The sequence below is a fragment of the Roseobacter sp. CCS2 genome, from assembly GCF_000169435.1.
GTDB lineage: Bacteria > Pseudomonadota > Alphaproteobacteria > Rhodobacterales > Rhodobacteraceae > Yoonia.
Window position 1 is genome coordinate 1 of record NZ_AAYB01000004.1, and the last position, 15,457, is coordinate 15,457.

Annotated in this window: 18 protein-coding genes; 10 read left to right on the top strand and 8 right to left on the bottom strand. The window is 55.6% G+C overall.

Translation table 11 applies throughout. From position 1 onward, the window contains the following. On the bottom strand, positions 1–316 hold a 316-nt coding region (locus tag RCCS2_RS13230; RefSeq protein WP_008235033.1), incomplete at its 3' end, for a hypothetical protein. Between the two features lie 96 nt (positions 317–412). Then, positions 413–1,417: a TAXI family TRAP transporter solute-binding subunit gene (locus RCCS2_RS13235; protein WP_008235036.1), complete on the bottom strand. Its 1,005-nt coding sequence runs from the start codon at positions 1,415–1,417 to the stop codon at positions 413–415. A gap of 398 nt (positions 1,418–1,815) precedes the next feature. Between RCCS2_RS13235 and nanR the strand changes: the two genes are divergently transcribed. Then, on the top strand, positions 1,816–2,532 hold the full coding sequence (gene nanR, locus RCCS2_RS13240) for a transcriptional regulator NanR (RefSeq protein ID WP_008235038.1): 717 nt from the start codon (positions 1,816–1,818) through the stop codon (positions 2,530–2,532). Here nanR and RCCS2_RS13245 read toward each other — a convergent pair. Continuing rightward, entirely contained in the window at positions 2,524–3,429 is a 906-nt protein-coding gene (locus RCCS2_RS13245) for a cyclase family protein (RefSeq protein WP_008235040.1), read from the bottom strand. The two genes, nanR and RCCS2_RS13245, sit on opposite strands and share 9 nt — an antisense overlap. Positions 3,430–3,624: 195 nt before the next feature. Here RCCS2_RS13245 and RCCS2_RS13250 point away from each other — a divergent pair, with 195 nt between their 5' ends. The 9 genes from RCCS2_RS13250 to RCCS2_RS13290 all read left to right on the top strand — a co-directional run bounded on the left by RCCS2_RS13250 (position 3,625) and on the right by RCCS2_RS13290 (position 12,155). Further along, complete coding sequence (locus RCCS2_RS13250) at positions 3,625–4,728, top strand: TRAP transporter substrate-binding protein (RefSeq protein WP_008235042.1); 1,104 nt, start codon at positions 3,625–3,627, stop codon at positions 4,726–4,728. A gap of 60 nt (positions 4,729–4,788) precedes the next feature. Next, complete coding sequence (locus RCCS2_RS13255) at positions 4,789–5,340, top strand: TRAP transporter small permease subunit (RefSeq protein ID WP_156788554.1); 552 nt, start codon at positions 4,789–4,791, stop codon at positions 5,338–5,340. Positions 5,341–5,343: 3 nt separating this feature from the next. Further along, positions 5,344–6,915 carry a TRAP transporter large permease gene (locus RCCS2_RS13260; protein WP_008235045.1) on the top strand — a complete coding sequence of 524 codons (1,572 nt, stop codon included), beginning with the start codon at positions 5,344–5,346 and terminating at the stop codon, positions 6,913–6,915. A gap of 33 nt (positions 6,916–6,948) precedes the next feature. Then, the gene (locus RCCS2_RS13265; protein WP_008235046.1) at positions 6,949–7,776 is read left to right on the top strand and encodes a sulfite exporter TauE/SafE family protein; all 828 of its coding nucleotides are present in this window, start codon (positions 6,949–6,951) and stop codon (positions 7,774–7,776) included. 38 nt (positions 7,777–7,814) lie between these two features. Next, complete coding sequence (gene otnK / locus RCCS2_RS13270) at positions 7,815–9,080, top strand: 3-oxo-tetronate kinase (protein WP_037294209.1); 1,266 nt, start codon at positions 7,815–7,817, stop codon at positions 9,078–9,080. Then, a complete protein-coding gene (otnC, locus tag RCCS2_RS13275; RefSeq protein ID WP_008235048.1) occupies positions 9,077–9,727 on the top strand; it encodes a 3-oxo-tetronate 4-phosphate decarboxylase in 651 nt (216 codons plus the stop codon). The genes otnK and otnC overlap by 4 nt, the downstream gene beginning before the upstream one ends. Beyond that, entirely contained in the window at positions 9,724–10,491 is a 768-nt protein-coding gene (locus RCCS2_RS13280) for a hydroxypyruvate isomerase family protein (protein ID WP_008235049.1), read from the top strand. The genes otnC and RCCS2_RS13280 overlap by 4 nt, the downstream gene beginning before the upstream one ends. Before the next feature lie 496 nt (positions 10,492–10,987). Beyond that, positions 10,988–11,788 (top strand): exodeoxyribonuclease III, encoded by an 801-nt coding sequence (gene xth / locus RCCS2_RS13285; RefSeq protein WP_008235050.1) that lies wholly within the window; start codon positions 10,988–10,990, stop codon positions 11,786–11,788. 46 nt (positions 11,789–11,834) lie between these two features. Continuing rightward, a complete protein-coding gene (locus tag RCCS2_RS13290) occupies positions 11,835–12,155 on the top strand; it encodes a hypothetical protein (RefSeq protein WP_008235051.1) in 321 nt (106 codons plus the stop codon). A gap of 12 nt (positions 12,156–12,167) precedes the next feature. On the opposite strand, the gene RCCS2_RS13295 is transcribed toward RCCS2_RS13290, so the two are convergent. The 5 genes from RCCS2_RS13295 to dksA all read right to left on the bottom strand — a co-directional run bounded on the left by RCCS2_RS13295 (position 12,168) and on the right by dksA (position 15,331). Then, complete coding sequence (locus RCCS2_RS13295) at positions 12,168–12,485, bottom strand: hypothetical protein (protein WP_008235052.1); 318 nt, start codon at positions 12,483–12,485, stop codon at positions 12,168–12,170. Then, entirely contained in the window at positions 12,482–13,168 is a 687-nt protein-coding gene (locus RCCS2_RS13300; protein WP_008235054.1) for a Hint domain-containing protein, read from the bottom strand. Before RCCS2_RS13300 ends, RCCS2_RS13295 begins: the two co-directional genes overlap by 4 nt. A gap of 93 nt (positions 13,169–13,261) precedes the next feature. Beyond that, entirely contained in the window at positions 13,262–13,618 is a 357-nt protein-coding gene (locus RCCS2_RS13305) for a hypothetical protein (RefSeq protein ID WP_008235057.1), read from the bottom strand. 140 nt (positions 13,619–13,758) lie between these two features. Continuing rightward, positions 13,759–14,907, bottom strand: coding sequence for an FAD-dependent monooxygenase (locus RCCS2_RS13310; protein WP_008235060.1), 1,149 nt, complete (start codon positions 14,905–14,907; stop codon positions 13,759–13,761). Between the two features lies 1 nt (position 14,908). Continuing rightward, positions 14,909–15,331, bottom strand: coding sequence for an RNA polymerase-binding protein DksA (gene dksA / locus RCCS2_RS13315; RefSeq protein ID WP_008235061.1), 423 nt, complete (start codon positions 15,329–15,331; stop codon positions 14,909–14,911). Positions 15,332–15,457: the final 126 nt, after the last annotated feature.

A 15,457-nucleotide genomic window follows, 5' to 3' on the forward strand; every position in this document is an offset into this window, starting at 1 on the left:
ACGCAGAGACATAAGGATACCGCAGCGATATGCGGTCATAATCAAAGTAGACATAGAATGCAGGCGCCAATGCGATGCCTGCCAGAACGAAGTCATACCAGGGAATGCGATCCGCGTTGCGTCGTGCGGATAGGCCATAGGCCAGATAGACAAGTGCCGTATACATGCCGACGTGAATGGACCGGAAAATCAGAACCTGAGGCTGGCCAAACTGCACCGTGTACAGGTGATAGAAAATCACGATCAGCGTAAAGTATCGTAATATCATGGCGTGACCGCCTGACAAAATACGCTGCCCACTTACCTCTACGGCCATTTCGCTACTTCCCCGATAACTGTGTCTGCGGCATTTCAGATGCACGAAAAGGTTGCCCCGCCTTAGCGGAGCAACCAAACCATTTCTTTCGCTGGATTATTCCAGAACGCCGATTTCGCGGTAATACCGCTCGGCTCCGGGGTGGAGAGGTACAGTCAGCCCGAATGGTGCTTTGTTAACGTCAAGTGCCGTGAACGCGTTGTGGCCGGCGATCAGTTCATCGGTTTTCTCAAACATCAGTTTGGTCATCTGATAGACAACCTCTTCGTCCATATCGGCGGTCGTGACGAAAAGCGGGGTCTGGTAGGTCGTCATGATATCCTGATCCTGCCCTTCATAGGTGCCTGCAGGGATGACGCCCGGGATGTAGCCATACTCGCTTTCCATCAGCGCGATGGCCTCTTCCGATTGCGAATAGATCGTGATGTCGTCTTTTCCGGCAAATTCGGCAAACAGCGGCGCACCTGGCAAGTCGTCATTCGCGAAGCCATCGATCTGTTTGTCGTTCACGCGGTCCATCGCTTCGCGGTAGGGCGAATAGGTGATTGAACCACCCCATGCCTGGATGTCTTCATATGATGCGCCATGGGCGGCCAGCATGCGTCCGGCGGCGAGTTCACCACCACTGCCGCGCGGACCGGTATCAATTTTGAGTGGGATTTGCCGCTCCGCGATGTCGCCAAGCTCTTCGATGCCTAGCGATTTATCAAAATAGACATGCATGTAGGCCGACAGGCCTGTATTCGCGATAGCGCGGATGTTATCAAGCTGGCCTTCGTAAGGCTCATCACCGCGTGCGGCAGCAAACAGATTGGTCGAATACGACATCGCAAACTGTGACTGCCCAGAGCTGAGCGATATCGGGTTTGCAACGCTGCCACCAGGGATGGTTGTGTAGGTTAGATCATCAATATTGTTGCGATACAGCTCGAACATCGTGGTCATGATCGCAAACCAGCTGCCACTGATTGAACCTGCGGAAACGGTATATGCTTTCTCTTCTGCGTGCACAGCCGTTGGCATTATCGGTGCGGTGGCAACGGCAAGCGTGAGTGTGGCAGCCAAAGGACCGCGTTGCCAGAACATCTTTGAATTGGTCATTGTTATTCCTCCCAAGAACGCCTTTGGCACCAGTTATTTGGGCCAAGGCTAACACTATTGGGGTGTCAGACATCCATAGTCATTAACCCACTCATCATACCAGTTTAAATGATTTCATAAGTCAAGTCATCACAAGGGGTGCAGTGTGGGGCTTCCTAATTGCGATAATTTATCCATATAAAACAAAATACTGCGGTTCTTACAGATATACTATCATTGTTTTCTAGGCTTGAGGCATGCCGCTTAATTATGTTACTTCTGCTTTGCTTTTACCGACTCAATGCACCAGATATAAAGACTGGTATGATCAGAATAGAGGCGCTACCGACGACGCCTCAAATGTCCCGCGACTTACGAAACCGCTTGAATAAGCTCTCATCCTGTATGAATTTGTCCCAATGACCGCAACAAAGCCAAAAGCCCGTAAGAAAAACCTGTCACACAACATACGTGAGCGTCTGATCGCGTTGTTACAGGATGATGCCTATGGACCGGGTGCCGCCTTGCCGTCAGAGCGCGAGTTAATGGCGCAATTCGGTGTAGGCCGCCCGGTGGTGCGCGAGGCCATGCAGCACTTGCAGGTGATGGGCATGGTTGAGATCCGTCATGGTGAGCGGGCGAAAGTAGCCGAGCCTTCTATCGGTAAGATGGTTGAACACTTCAGCGGCACCATGCGTCACCTGCTCGCCTCCTCAAGTGCGAACCTCGAACACCTCAAGGTCGCGCGCTTTGCGTTTGAAAAAGCGATGGTGCAAGAGGCCGCACGCATGCGCACCGCGTCCGATCTCGACCGGATGCGTCGGATCATTGAGGCGCAAGCCGGTGCGATGTCGGATAAAGACAGCTTTCTCAGCCATGACCGCGACTTTCACCGCGCGCTCGCTGCGACCAGCGGCAACCCGATCTATACCGCACTTGCCGAAGCAATGTTCGGCTGGTTGGCTGATTTCCACTCCGATACCGTTATTCTGCCAGGCCGCGAGCAGCTGACAATTGATGAGCATATCGACATTCTGGATGCCGTCGAAGCAAAGAACGAAAAACGCGCGGCCAAGGCGATGCACGATCATCTGACCCGAGCAAATGTTCTGTATCACCGCACCCATCTAAACTAGCGCGAGCGGTCGCAAAGGTGCGCCTGTTGCGCCTTTCAGTTTCGCGGGTGCGACGATGATGCAGAACACGGAAATATCTTGCACGATCAGTGGTTCCAGCAACATATTCTCGATTAGGTTAACCCCTGCGTCGACCAGACAATGCAGGTGTACTGGCATCTGAATTTTGGGGAAATCTGCGCCGGGCAGAACCTCGACCGCCATCGTGTCCGCACCAATTGCGATAACACCATGCGATGTTAGATACTTTGCAGCCTCCAGATCTATTCCCGGCTCGCCCGCGATGTAACGCGCAGGGTCCGTGTCGTAAAAACGCCCCCATCCGGTGTGCAGACACACAACATCACCCGGTCGTGGCGTGGCTTCTATTCTGTCAAATGCTGTTTTCACATCATCCGCTGTTACGGCGCGTCCCGGCTGAAGATGATTGCCATCATCCAGGCTGGCGACGTTCAGGGCGATGCCTCTTGTAACCATCGGCGGGATATTTTCGACACCAAGATCAGCCAGCCCAACAGGTGTTGTCAGTGCTGCAGCAGACCTGCCGCCATGCATGGCATCGCCCCGCGCAAAATGCCCAAGCGCGTCGATGTGTGTACCGACATGGGTTGTCATACCAATGCGTTCCAATATCGCGCCCGCATCGTTTTCGCCCCCGTTCGCGCGCCGCATCGCGATGTTGTCGGAGGCGCGGACGGTGGGTGAAATGACATAAGGTGTCATCAGCGCTGGATTGGCCGGCGCGCCGGGTGCGATGATCCGGCCGAGATCGATGATGCGCCCCTGTTTGACCAAGGACAGCGCTTCCAACGTCATATCCGGTGTCAGATATCTGCCCGCGGCGCCCGTTGGATCGCCCCGCTGCCAGTCCGAATGATCATGAATACAAGCTGTCATTCTATCCTCTCACGTTGCACGCAAGCACCTGGGCCGTAGGTGGAAAATCAAGATACCACGCGCTTGGCAAGACAATGGCTTGACATGATCACATTTTCAACTGGTATGATGACTAGGTGGAGGAGCGCGCGACAACGCGTGCTGCATGTAACGCAGAATATGCCGGACTTCCCGGTGTTCTTGTGGGAGGGAAAGATGACGAAATCAATCGAACGCAGACGGTTTATCAGGACGGCTGGCCTTGGTGTGGCGGGGGCTGCCGCACTTGCGTCGCCCGCTGTCGCACAGGGCAAGACACAACTGCGCTTTGTGACGTCTTTTCCAACAATGTTTCCGGGGCTGGGGACATCCGCCCGGCGTGTCACGGATCGCATAAACCTAGCAACAGAAGGCCGGATCGAGGTCGCGCTGTATGATCGTGGGGCACTTGTGCCTGGCGGCGTGGGCGTGTTTGAGGCGGTCGCTGCCGGCAATGCCGACATGTATTATTCGTCCGAATACTACCACCCGTCCAAAAGCCAAGCCTATAACATCTACGGTGCCGTGCCCTTTGGTATGACCACGCCAGAGACATATGCCTGGATCCTCCATGGTGGCGGTCAAGAGCTGTGGGACACGCTGCATGAAGGTTTCAACATGAAGCCATTCGCAGGCCCATCCACAGGTGTTCAGATGGGCGGCTGGTATAATAAGCAGATCGAATCGCTGGATGATATGCAAGGCGTGAAGTTCCGGATGCCCGGTTTAGGCGGCGAGGTTTTGCGGTCTATAGGGGTGGCTGTTGTCAACCTGCCTGGGTCAGAGGTGTTCGCAGCCCTGCAGTCGGGTGCCATTGATGGGGCCGAATGGGTTGGCCCATGGCACGATCTGGCCTTTGGTTTCCACAAGGTCGTGAAACACTACCATTGGCCGGGCTTCCATGAACCGGGCAATATCGGGTCTTACGGGATCAACCTGGATTTCTGGGAAGGCGTGTCAGACGCCGACAAACAGATCATCACGTCAATACTGGAAGCCGAATGTTATCTGCAAACGGCTGAATATAACGGCGTCAGCCCCGATGCACTGGACAAGTTGCTGACAGAGCATGACGTGCAATTGCATCAATACCCGGACGATTTATTGGTCGAACTGGCCAAGGCCAGCCGCGACGTGATGGAGGATGTGGCAAACACGGACGCCATAACGCGGGCCGTCTGGGACAGCTATCAAGCATTTCGCGAAAAATCGATTGGCTGGTCGCGGTTGGGCATCCAGGGCTTTCTGAATGCCCGCACAATGGCCGGATCAAATATCTAACAGGTTCCTCCCTGCTGAGAGCGCCCTTGGTCACCTGCCTTGGGCGCTTTCGGTTTTTGAATGAAATACATGCTGAAGCTGTCACACCATCTCGATATGATTACCGACACGTTTGGGCGTGGCCTGTCGTGGCTCGCGATTGCCATGGTGTTGCTGCAAGGTGCCGTTGTTTTCATGCGGTATGTATTCGGCCTGTCGATCCTGTGGATGCAGGAAGGCATTCTGTATCTGCACGCGATCATTTTTCTGTCGGCGGCGGGGTATACACTTTTGCATGATGGGCATGTGCGCGTTGATATTTTCTACAGCGACGCCTCACCTCGGACCAAAGCGATGGTTGATATCATCGGTGTCGTGTTCTTGCTGGCGCCCGTTTGTGTGCTGTTGTTGTGGGCGGGCTGGCCTTACGTGGCCGCGTCATGGGCGGTCTGGGAAGGATCAATGGAACCCAGCGGCATCCCGGCGATGTTTCTGCTGAAGACATGCATCTTGCTTTTCCCGGCGACGCTGCTGCTACAGGGGGTTTCGCTGTTGCTGCGTTCGGTTCTTGTTTTGCGCGGTGTGCTGTCGACAAATGCGTGGCAAGACCCGCAAAGCGATGCAGGGGGATAGGGTTTGGATCCCGATATCCTTCTTGGTTTGATGATAGTCTTTGTTTTTGGCACGTTGATGCTGGGGTTTTCGGTTGCGTTTACGCTGGCGGGCGCGTCCATCCTGTTTGGCCTGCTTGGGTGGTGGTTGGACGCCTTTCAGCTGTCATTCTTTGCAGTACTGCCCAACCGTGTCAGCGGATTGATGGCCAACCAGGTGCTGATCGCGATCCCGCTTTTCATCTTCATGGGTGTCATGTTGGAACGGTCCCGCGTGGCCGAAGAACTGCTTGAGACGATGGGCATGCTGTTTGGACGGCTGCGCGGTGGATTGGGCATATCGGTTGCCGTAGTGGGCGCGATGCTGGCAGCATCAACGGGGATTGTGGGCGCCACTGTTGTCACCATGGGTCTGGTGGCCCTGCCCACGATGTTACGCCGCGGCTATGATCCGAAACTTTCAACCGGGGTCATTGCCGCGTCCGGTACGCTGGGCCAGATCATCCCGCCGTCGATCATTCTGGTCGTGCTGGGGGATCAGATTTCGATCGCTTATCAGCAGGCACAACGTGAACTTGGGAATTGGTCGCCCGACCCGGTTTCGGTTGGCGACCTGTTTGCGGGGGCACTTGTGCCTGGGCTGGTGCTGGTTGGTCTCTATATTCTGTACATTCTGATTTATTGTTGGATCAAACCATCTGCTGGCCCGGCGTTAAGCGCATCCGATGCAGGCGAGACAGCTGATCTGGGCCGACGCATTGTGCATGCGCTGCTTGCCCCTGCTGTGCTGATCTTTTCGGTTTTGGGGTCCATCCTGTCCGGTATCGCCACCCCGACCGAGGCTGCCGCACTGGGTGCCCTAGGCGCAACGGTCCTTGGCGGTCACCGCGCCAATCCCGCAAGAAAGGGGGCTGTGCTGGCTGTGTGCGCGGGGCTGATCATTCTGATCGCCCTTGTGACCCAAGTGGATATGCGGGTCACGCGTGATATTGGAACACCGGTTGAGAAAGCCGCGATCTGGGTCGCTGTTGGGGCCTGTGTCGCTGTGGCCTATGGTCTTGCCGTTTGCTTATGGCGCGTGTTCCAAAACGGCACACTGGCCGAGGTCAATCGCCAGACCATCCGCATCACATCAATGGTGTTTGCGATCATCATCTGCGCGCAGCTGTTTTCACTTGTGTTTTTGGGGCTTGGCGGGGACGAGATCGTGACCCACGTTCTGACGTCACTACCCGGCGGTGTCTTTGGTGCAGTGTTTACCGTGATGGTCGTGATCTTCGTTTTGGGGTTCTTTCTGGACGTGCTGGAAATTTCGTTTGTGGTTGTACCAATCGTCGCACCCATTCTGCTTGCGATGGACTTGAACCCGGTTTGGCTAGGCGTGATGATCGCCGTAAACTTGCAAACATCTTACCTGACACCGCCATTCGGCTTTGCCCTATTTTACCTGCGCGGGGTGACACCGCCCGAGGTCAAGACCAGCACCATTTATGCAGGCGTCGCCCCGTTTGTTGTGATCCAGCTTTCGATGCTATGTATCCTTGCTCTGTTTCCGGCCCTTGCCACTTGGTTACCTAGCGTGGTCTTTGGTCCATGATGCACGTGTTTCCGTTCCCAAATAGGTGGATAAATGATTGATTTTGCGCCGCCTTCGTTTCTGCTGATCATCGGTGCCATTCTGCTCGCGACGGGTGCTTTGTCTGGCCTATTGGCTGGATTGCTGGGCGTTGGTGGTGGCATGTTTGTTGTGCCAGTGCTGTTTTTTCTGTTTGGCGCGTTGAACGTCCCAAACGATGTCGCAATGCATCTGGCCGTTGCCACATCGCTTGCGACGATTATCCCGATCTCTGTTTCTTCGGCGCGCGCGCATTATATTCGTGGCGCGCTGGATACCCATCTTTTTAGAAGCTGGGCGCCATTCATTTTTGTCGGCGCAGCCCTTGGTGGGCTTGCTTCGAAATATGTGGATGGCGCACAACTGACCGTTATCTTTGGCGCCATTGCCTTGATCGTTGCTTTAACCATGGCTGCACCCAAAGGCCCTGTCATCGCAGACAGCGTGCCATCATCGGTTTTACCAAGGTCGCTGATTGGCAGTGTAATCGGGCTTTTGTCAGCGCTGATGGGCATTGGGGGCGGGACCCTTTCTGTGCCAATACTGACGTTGTTTTCTTTCCCCGTGAAACGGGCTATCGGAACAGCCGCAGCTTTTGGTATCGTTATCGCTGTGCCTGCGGTGATTGGCTTTGTTTGGTCGGGGTTGGGCGTTGCAGATCGCCCGCCGTGGTCGCTTGGGAACGTCAATATGCCAGCCGCTGTCATAGTCGTCGTAGCGGCGATTTTCACAGCCCCCATTGGCGCGCGTATGTCACATGCGATCGACCCGACCGCATTGCGGTTTGTATTTTCTGGATTCTTGTTTGTGACTTCAATCTATATGCTACGCGAGGTGCTGTAATTTGGCTGCGCGATATGTTCACCAAAGGACCTGATTTAATGACGACACTTCTTGGCTGCATTGCGGATGACTTTACCGGTGCGACCGATCTGGCCGGAATGCTTGCGCGCAGCGGGGTGCCCGTTTCATTGCGCATTGGCGTTCCTGACAAGGTTCCGGACAACACCGCCGCTTTCGAAGTCATCGCCCTGAAATCCCGCACCGAACCTGTGGATGTTGCTGTCGCTGAGTGCCGAAAGGCGTTGGCATGGTTGCAGGCTGCGGGAGCAACGCGGTTCTTTTGGAAATATTGCTCGACCTTCGATTCAACACCGCAAGGCAACATCGGCCCGGTTGCCGAGGCCTTGATGGCGGATATCGGAACCGATCAAACCATCTATTGTCCCGCGTTCCCCGAGAATGGGCGCGCGATTTTCATGGGCAATCTATTTGTGGGCGCGCAGCCCCTGCATGAAAGCCCGATGAAAGATCATCCACTGACCCCTATGACGGACGCGAATTTGATGCGCCTGCTTGAACCACAAGTGACAAAACCCGTCGGGCTTGCCAATCGGTTGACCGTCGCGCGCGGTGCGGCGGCATTGCGGACCCGATTGGACGATCTGCGGGCCCAGGGCGTGGCGCATGTTATTGTCGATGCGGTCGCAGACGAAGATTTGCACGTGATCGCTGAGGCCTGCCAGAATATGGCCCTGCTGACCGGGGGCAGTGCCGTTGCGATGCCGCTGCCCATGCTTTGGTTGAAGGATGGAACGCTCACTGCATCGCAGGCGTCCCGCACCGTGCCGGACATTGATAGTGGCGCTATTGTGCTGTCAGGCAGTTGTTCGGCCATGACGCGCGCGCAAGTCGCGCATTATCTGCAAAACGCGACCGGTTACCTGCTGGATCCGCGTGTGCTGGCCAAGGATGGACCACAAGCAGCCTTGGATTGGCTTGCCGCACAGCCGATCACGGCCAACCCGATCATCTATGCAACCGCAGACCCCGCAGAGGTCAAGGCAAGTCAGGCCGCACTTGGCGTGGCGCAGGCGGGGTCCGTTGTCGAAAACGCCTTGGCACAACTAGCCCTACAAGCCCGCACGATGGGCATTGGCCGGTTTGTCGTCGCCGGGGGTGAAACTTCGGGTGCCGTGACCAGGGCGTTGGGTGTGGCACAACTGGATGTGCGCTGCGAAATTGCCCCCGGTGTGCCATGGACGTTCTGCCAGACCGATGGCCGCGATATCGCCCTTGCGCTCAAGTCAGGGAATTTCGGTGCCGCAACATTCTTTGAGGACGCATTGGAAATGGAGCTGAAATGACGACTGAAGCCGCTCTTCGGGAGCAAATCTGCCTATTGGCGAAATCAATGTTTGATCGTGGATTAACAGGCGGGAGTACGGGAAACATTTCGGCGCGCACCGATGATGGCGGTTTGCTTGTCTCACCGACAGGCACCAGTTTCGGACAGCTTGATCCGGGTCGCCTTAGTCGGTTTGATGCGATGGGCGCCCTGATTGATGGCGATCCGCCGACAAAGGAAATGCCGCTTCATACGGCCTTTTATGACACACGCAGCACTGCCGGAGCGGTTGTGCATTTACATGCCTGTCATTCGGTTGCCCTGTCCATGATGCCCGACGCGGATGCGGACAATTTTCTGCCACCTCTGACCCCTTACGGCATCATGAAACTCGGCAAGGTGCAGCTGCTGCCCTTTTTCATGCCCGGTGATGCCGCGATGGGCGAGGCCGTGCGCGGATTGGCCGGGAAACGCAGTGCCGTCATGCTGGCCAATCACGGCCCGGTCGTCGCTGGCGCGGATGTTGAAGCGGCCTGTAACGCGATCGAAGAGCTCGAAGACACGGCCCGCTTGGCGATGCTGACACGCGGGCTGAACCCGCGCATGTTGACCGCCGCCCAGGTTCAGAACGTTGTCACCAAGTTTGAAGTCCCATGGGAGACATGAAGTTTTCGGCAAATCTGGGGTTCTTGTGGTCTGATCTGTCATTGGTCGACGCAATTCACGCGGCGAAAGCGGCCGGCTTTGACGCCGTCGAATGCCACTGGCCCTACGATACGCCTGCCCCCGACGTGGCCGCAGCACTTGCCGAGACCAATCTCCGGATGCTGGGGCTGAATACGTCGCGCGGCGACGTTGCTGCTGGCGAAAATGGCCTGTCGGCGCTGCCCGGTCGCGAAGCCGACGCCCGCGCAGCGATTGACCAGGCGTTGAGCTATGCCGATGCAATTGGCACGCCCAATGTGCATGTAATGGCAGGCTTTGCAGAGGGCGATGCGGCGCTTGCGGCCTTTCAGGCAAACCTGACCTATGCATGCGAACAGGCCGCGGCGTTAGACGTCACGATCCTGATCGAGCCTTTGAACCACTATGACGCGCCAGGCTATTTCCTGACGACCACGGATCAGGCGCGCCGCATCATTGAAACGGTAAGCCACACAAATCTGAAGCTGATGTTTGACTGTTATCACGTCCAGCTGATGGAAGGCTGCATCAGCCGCCGTCTTCAGGCTCTCGCGCCGATTATCGGTCATATTCAATTCGCGTCCGTTCCGGACCGGGGGCCACCGGATGATGGAGAGCTGAATTATAGCTACATATTTGGCATTATTTCGCAATTGGGCTGGGACGTCCCATTGGGGGCTGAATACAGGCCTAAGACCGGCACCAACGCGACTTTAGGTTGGCTGCACCGCGCAGGTTGGAGTTAACGGCAGTTCATCGTGGCCGCGACCACGCTGAAGGCCATGCCACGCTTGTCCAAGCTAAGCTTGATTGTATTGCGTGTCGTCAGCTCTCTGCAACAATTTGTCTAACACAAAATCTAGAGGGTATTCGCAGAAACCGGTCCTCCACAGTTAGGGACGAATTTTAGCAACGTTCCGCGACCTTCGCGTTGTGTCTATCTACGGCGAAGGGAAGGTTTCCGGTGAGACGAAATTGTTCCTAAAGAATGACTGGTGCGGTGACATCCGCTGAGTTGCCGAATTTGCAGCGTTGCAAATGCGAATGTTTGCTGCGCCAGCAATAGCCGCATACACCAAAGGCGGGTTTGTCCACTCAGCGGACGTTGAACAATTGAAAAATATCGCTCCAGATACCTTTCTCACACCCGGAACGTCATCGGCCACCAGCGACATACGGCAGTTGCCTTTCTCTTTCCCCTCGCTCAAAACACTGCCTAGGCACCAAACGGGGACAGCATATATGAAAATCGCGACATTCAACATCAATGGTGTGAAAGCCCGGATTGGCGCGCTGACAGACTGGATTGATGAGGCCCAGCCGGATGTTGCTGTTCTGCAAGAAATCAAGTCGGTGGATGAGGGTTTTCCCCGCGAGGTGTTTGAAGACAAAGGCTATAACGTCGAAACCCATGGCCAGAAGGGGTTCAACGGTGTCGCGATCCTGTCAAAGCTGCCGCTTGAGGACGTCACACGCGGTTTGCCCGGCGCGGAGGGCGCCGGTCGTGAAGGCGTCGATGACGAAGAGGCCCGCTATATCGAGGCCACGGTTGTTGGTGAAAAGGCGGTCCGCATTTGCGGTCTGTACCTGCCCAACGGCAACCCTGCGCCGGGGCCAAAGTATGATTACAAACTGCGCTGGATGGAACGATTGCATGCGCGGGCGCAACAGCTGATGGCACATGAAGAAGTGGCGCTTATGTGCGGAGATTACAACATTATTCCGCAGGCCGAAGACGCCGCTCGCCCAGATGCGTGGCGCGATGACGCCCTGTTTCGCCAAGACAGCCGCGACGCCTATCGCCGCATCCTGAACCTTGGGTTCACCGAGGCCTTTCGCGCGCGCGAGGCAGGTGCAGGCCATTATTCATTCTGGGATTATCAAGCCGGTGCATGGGACAAGAACGACGGTATCCGCATTGATCACTTCCTGCTGACCCCGCAATGTGCTGATCTGCTCAATACCTGCTGGATCGAAAGCGACGTGCGGGGCCGCGAAAAACCATCGGATCATGTGCCTGTCTGGGTCGATCTTGCCGCGTAAGGCAAAAATCGGTTAAACTGACTGCTTGTTACTGAGGAACGTTGTCATGCTTCGCCCTGTCATCAGTGCCGCGATTATCGCGGCCAGCCTGCCCACATTGGCGCATGCGCAATGCCGGATTGCGGTGGCTGGTACGGCCTGCGTGGCCATACCGCAGCCCCTGACACCAAAGCCCGGCCCTGTTGAAATTGGTGAAACGTTAGAGCGCGGCAAATATTCTATGCTGATGAACGCCCGCTATTACGGCCTGCCCACGGTAAGTGATGGCTGGGTTTATTTCCGGATTGAAGAAGAGATTTACCGCGTTGATTGGCGCAGTCACGAGGTTTTGGAACGGGTAACGCATCAGGCCAGCCGAAATTGGTAAACAGGCCGGGTCCTAAAGTGCCCGCTTCAAAACAGCTTTTCGCGCGACCAGAGTATCAATCACTTTCGGATTGGTAATCTTCTTCCACTGCTGCCGCTTACTGACTACCTCTGGAATTATTTGTTCAAACAGTAGCCCGTCTTCGATAAAAATAAAAACCGACCAATTGTTTTCAATTGCAAAGGCTTCCTGCTCGCTTGGTGTGTACAATGGGGTCATCTCAAACGCGTCAGTGCCAAAGATTTTGGCATGGTTTTTGATCCGCAGCTTTTCCAGATCCGTGCCAAGGTCCTTGGCCGTTGCGGCTGGCATCAGATAGACATGCGTCACTGGCTGAGAACGCTGGCTTCACGCACTTTCAACGCCCGTCTGGCGGTCGCCCCAAAAGAAGCCTGATCCGCCCCAAGCTCGGGAAACAGGCTGAAGAGTTCGTGGCGTGCTTCCTGATCCAGCGTAGAAACGGCGTTATCACCAACAAAGAAGCTCTCGCTTCGCAGGTTATCGACGGTCACAATCTCATGTTTTTCAAACATCATGTGAATATACTCGATATCGGCTGGTTCATTTACGATGCGTATCGTCCGGTCGTTCAATAAACCCTTGGCAGGTGCCAATATCTCGGACGATGCAAAATACATTTCAGCACGCCAATCCGATATCAGGATTTTGTGCTGCGGTGATATCATCATGTCGCGACATGGAATGCCGTCACCAAACGCATCCTTCAATAGTCTGACAGGGCGAAGGTTTTGCTCTGTTGCCAATCGCTGCGCGGACACTTTCTTGCGGCCGATCCATTTGATCGCCTGCACGCCACTATCCTTGGTCACAACAAGGTCGCCAATCGCCAAATCCTCGACGGCGCGTGGTCCATGCGGGGTTTCAATTCGACTGCCCCGCGAAAAACAAAAAATATCAAATGAAACATCGCTTACGCCCACAGTCCCTGATGTGGACCCCGGCGTACTGCTATGGACCACAGTGAAAGACGCGATTGGTGCGTCAAAGCTCACCGTTACGCTGTCTGCCGCATTAACGCCGTCAAAGTTGGTCGAGGTATTTCCCGTTGCGAGGATAGTATAGGTGCCGTCCCCATTATCGGGTACCTAATGATAGGCCTCAAGATTCGAAAAAGTCACAGCGACAGGATTACCATTGATATCCAAAGCGGAAATTGTGACTTGGTCAGCGAAATTGCCGGGGCTGGCATCGACGTCCATCAACACGAACGTCGCATTGTCGACATCGCGACCAAAATCAATGGTAGAACTTGTTGGCGACGCTGCCGTCGCGCCACTAGAATAGTTGAACCCGGTGGTGCCAAAGCCAGAGCCATTAAACTCGGTCCAGCCAGACGAAGACGTGACCGACACATCAGCAGACAGCCCAGTCGCACTATCCGTAAAAACGGTGCTGGGATCGTTAGTACCAGTGATAGATGACCAGTCTAATAAAGCGACCATGGCAGACCCCCTGAAAACACCAACTCTGACATATCTTAGTCAAAGAAAATGTCTGTTTAATGGCATAGATATCGACAAATCCTGCTGTCACGCTGATTTACAGATGACAAAGTGTCGCCAACAGTTCTTACGCAATCACCTCATCGCGTCACATCGTGATCATAAAGCCAGCTAAGCCTATTCAGGAACGCCGCTGGTGCGACCTTTCCCATTGTCTTCAATCCCGCATGCGCAATCCGGCGCTGTACCCCGCTGAGGTGATAGTTCCGTGCGTTCTTATTGGCCGCCTCAACCGCTTTGATCACGCGCGCGCGCCGCGTGTCTTGGTAGGTCTGCAAAGCCGCCGCCAGCGACGCATCTGCATTGCAACAGCGTGCCAGAGTGTACGCATCCTCAATGGCCAAATTCGCACCCTGCGCCAGAAATGGCAGCGTCGGGTGCGCCGCGTCCCCCAGGATCGCCACCGAACCACTGTGCCATTTTTCCGCTACCGGATGCCGGAACAGCCCCCAGAGGTTTGCTGTCTCTACCTCACCAAGGATGCTTTTGACCTCCCACCCGCAATCGGCGAAGGCCATGCGCAGGTTGCCGGGGTCATCTGCGTGGTTCCACCCTTCCGCGGCCCACCCGCTACGTTCTTGAACGGCCACGATATTCAGCCGACCACCTGACAGCGGATAGGTCACCATATGCCGTCCTGGTGCCATCCAAATGCGGGCTACGGGATCAGATTTGTCTGTCTTGATCATCGCGCGCCAAGCGACCTGGCCTGTAAAGAAAGGCTCTGTTGGTTTGTTGATCACACCCCGCACAACCGAATGAAGCCCATCGGCACCAATGGTCAAATCAGGCCGGACGACAGCGTCGCCAATATCAAAACTGCCATCTGGATTCAGCCCGGAAATCCGCGCACCCAGTTTGAATTTGACACCAGCCGCTTCGCAGCCACGCGCCAGAATGTCGATCAGTGCCGCACGGTGATAAAACCGATAGGGCGGGTTTTGCGTGGACAGGTCAAAGCGGGTAATTTCGCGGCTGCGCACCGCATCCATCGGAACAACGGCTTGGGCAGTTACGCCGGTGGCGTTCAAGTCGTTGTCGATGCCCAGCGCGTTCAGCGCACGCGCGCCATTAGGGGTAATCTGCAACCCTGCCCCGACCTCGGTCAATGCGGGTGCCTGTTCGTAAACTGTGACGTTGGCATCTTGGCGCGCAAAGGCCAGTGCTGCGGTCAAACCACCAATGCCGCCGCCAATAATGGCAATGTCACGGCTTTGGTTGTGGGTCATATCAGTCGTCCCGGTGGACCTTTTCGCGACGTTCGTGACGCTCTTGCGCCTCAAGGCTCATGGTCGCGATGGGGCGGGCATCCAGCCGTTTCAGTGAAATCGGCTCACCGGTCTTTTCGCAATAGCCGTATTCACCTTCGTCAATACGACGCAGGGCGGCGTCAATTTTAGTGACTAGCTTGCGCTGGCGGTCGCGGGTGCGCAGTTCCAGCGAACGGTCTGTTTCTTCGGACGCACGGTCGGCCACGTCAGGGATATTGCGGGTCTGGTCTTTCATGCCAGCGACGGTGTCGCGGCTGTCTTCCATCAGTTCAGATTTCCAGTTCAGCAGTTTCCGGCGGAAATACTCGGTCTGCTTGTCGTTCATGAATGGCTCATCGTCTGCTGGGCGATAGTCGTCTGCTAGAAACACTTCGGCCTTCATCGTAAATCCCTTTCACTGTGGCAGTCGCACGCTGGCGTCCGCACTGCCCTCACCCCAGTTTTGACGCGGGTTTACTCCCTTCAATCGGTGCTGTCACCCCCCCATTTTGCCCTCCTCGCAAGGTGT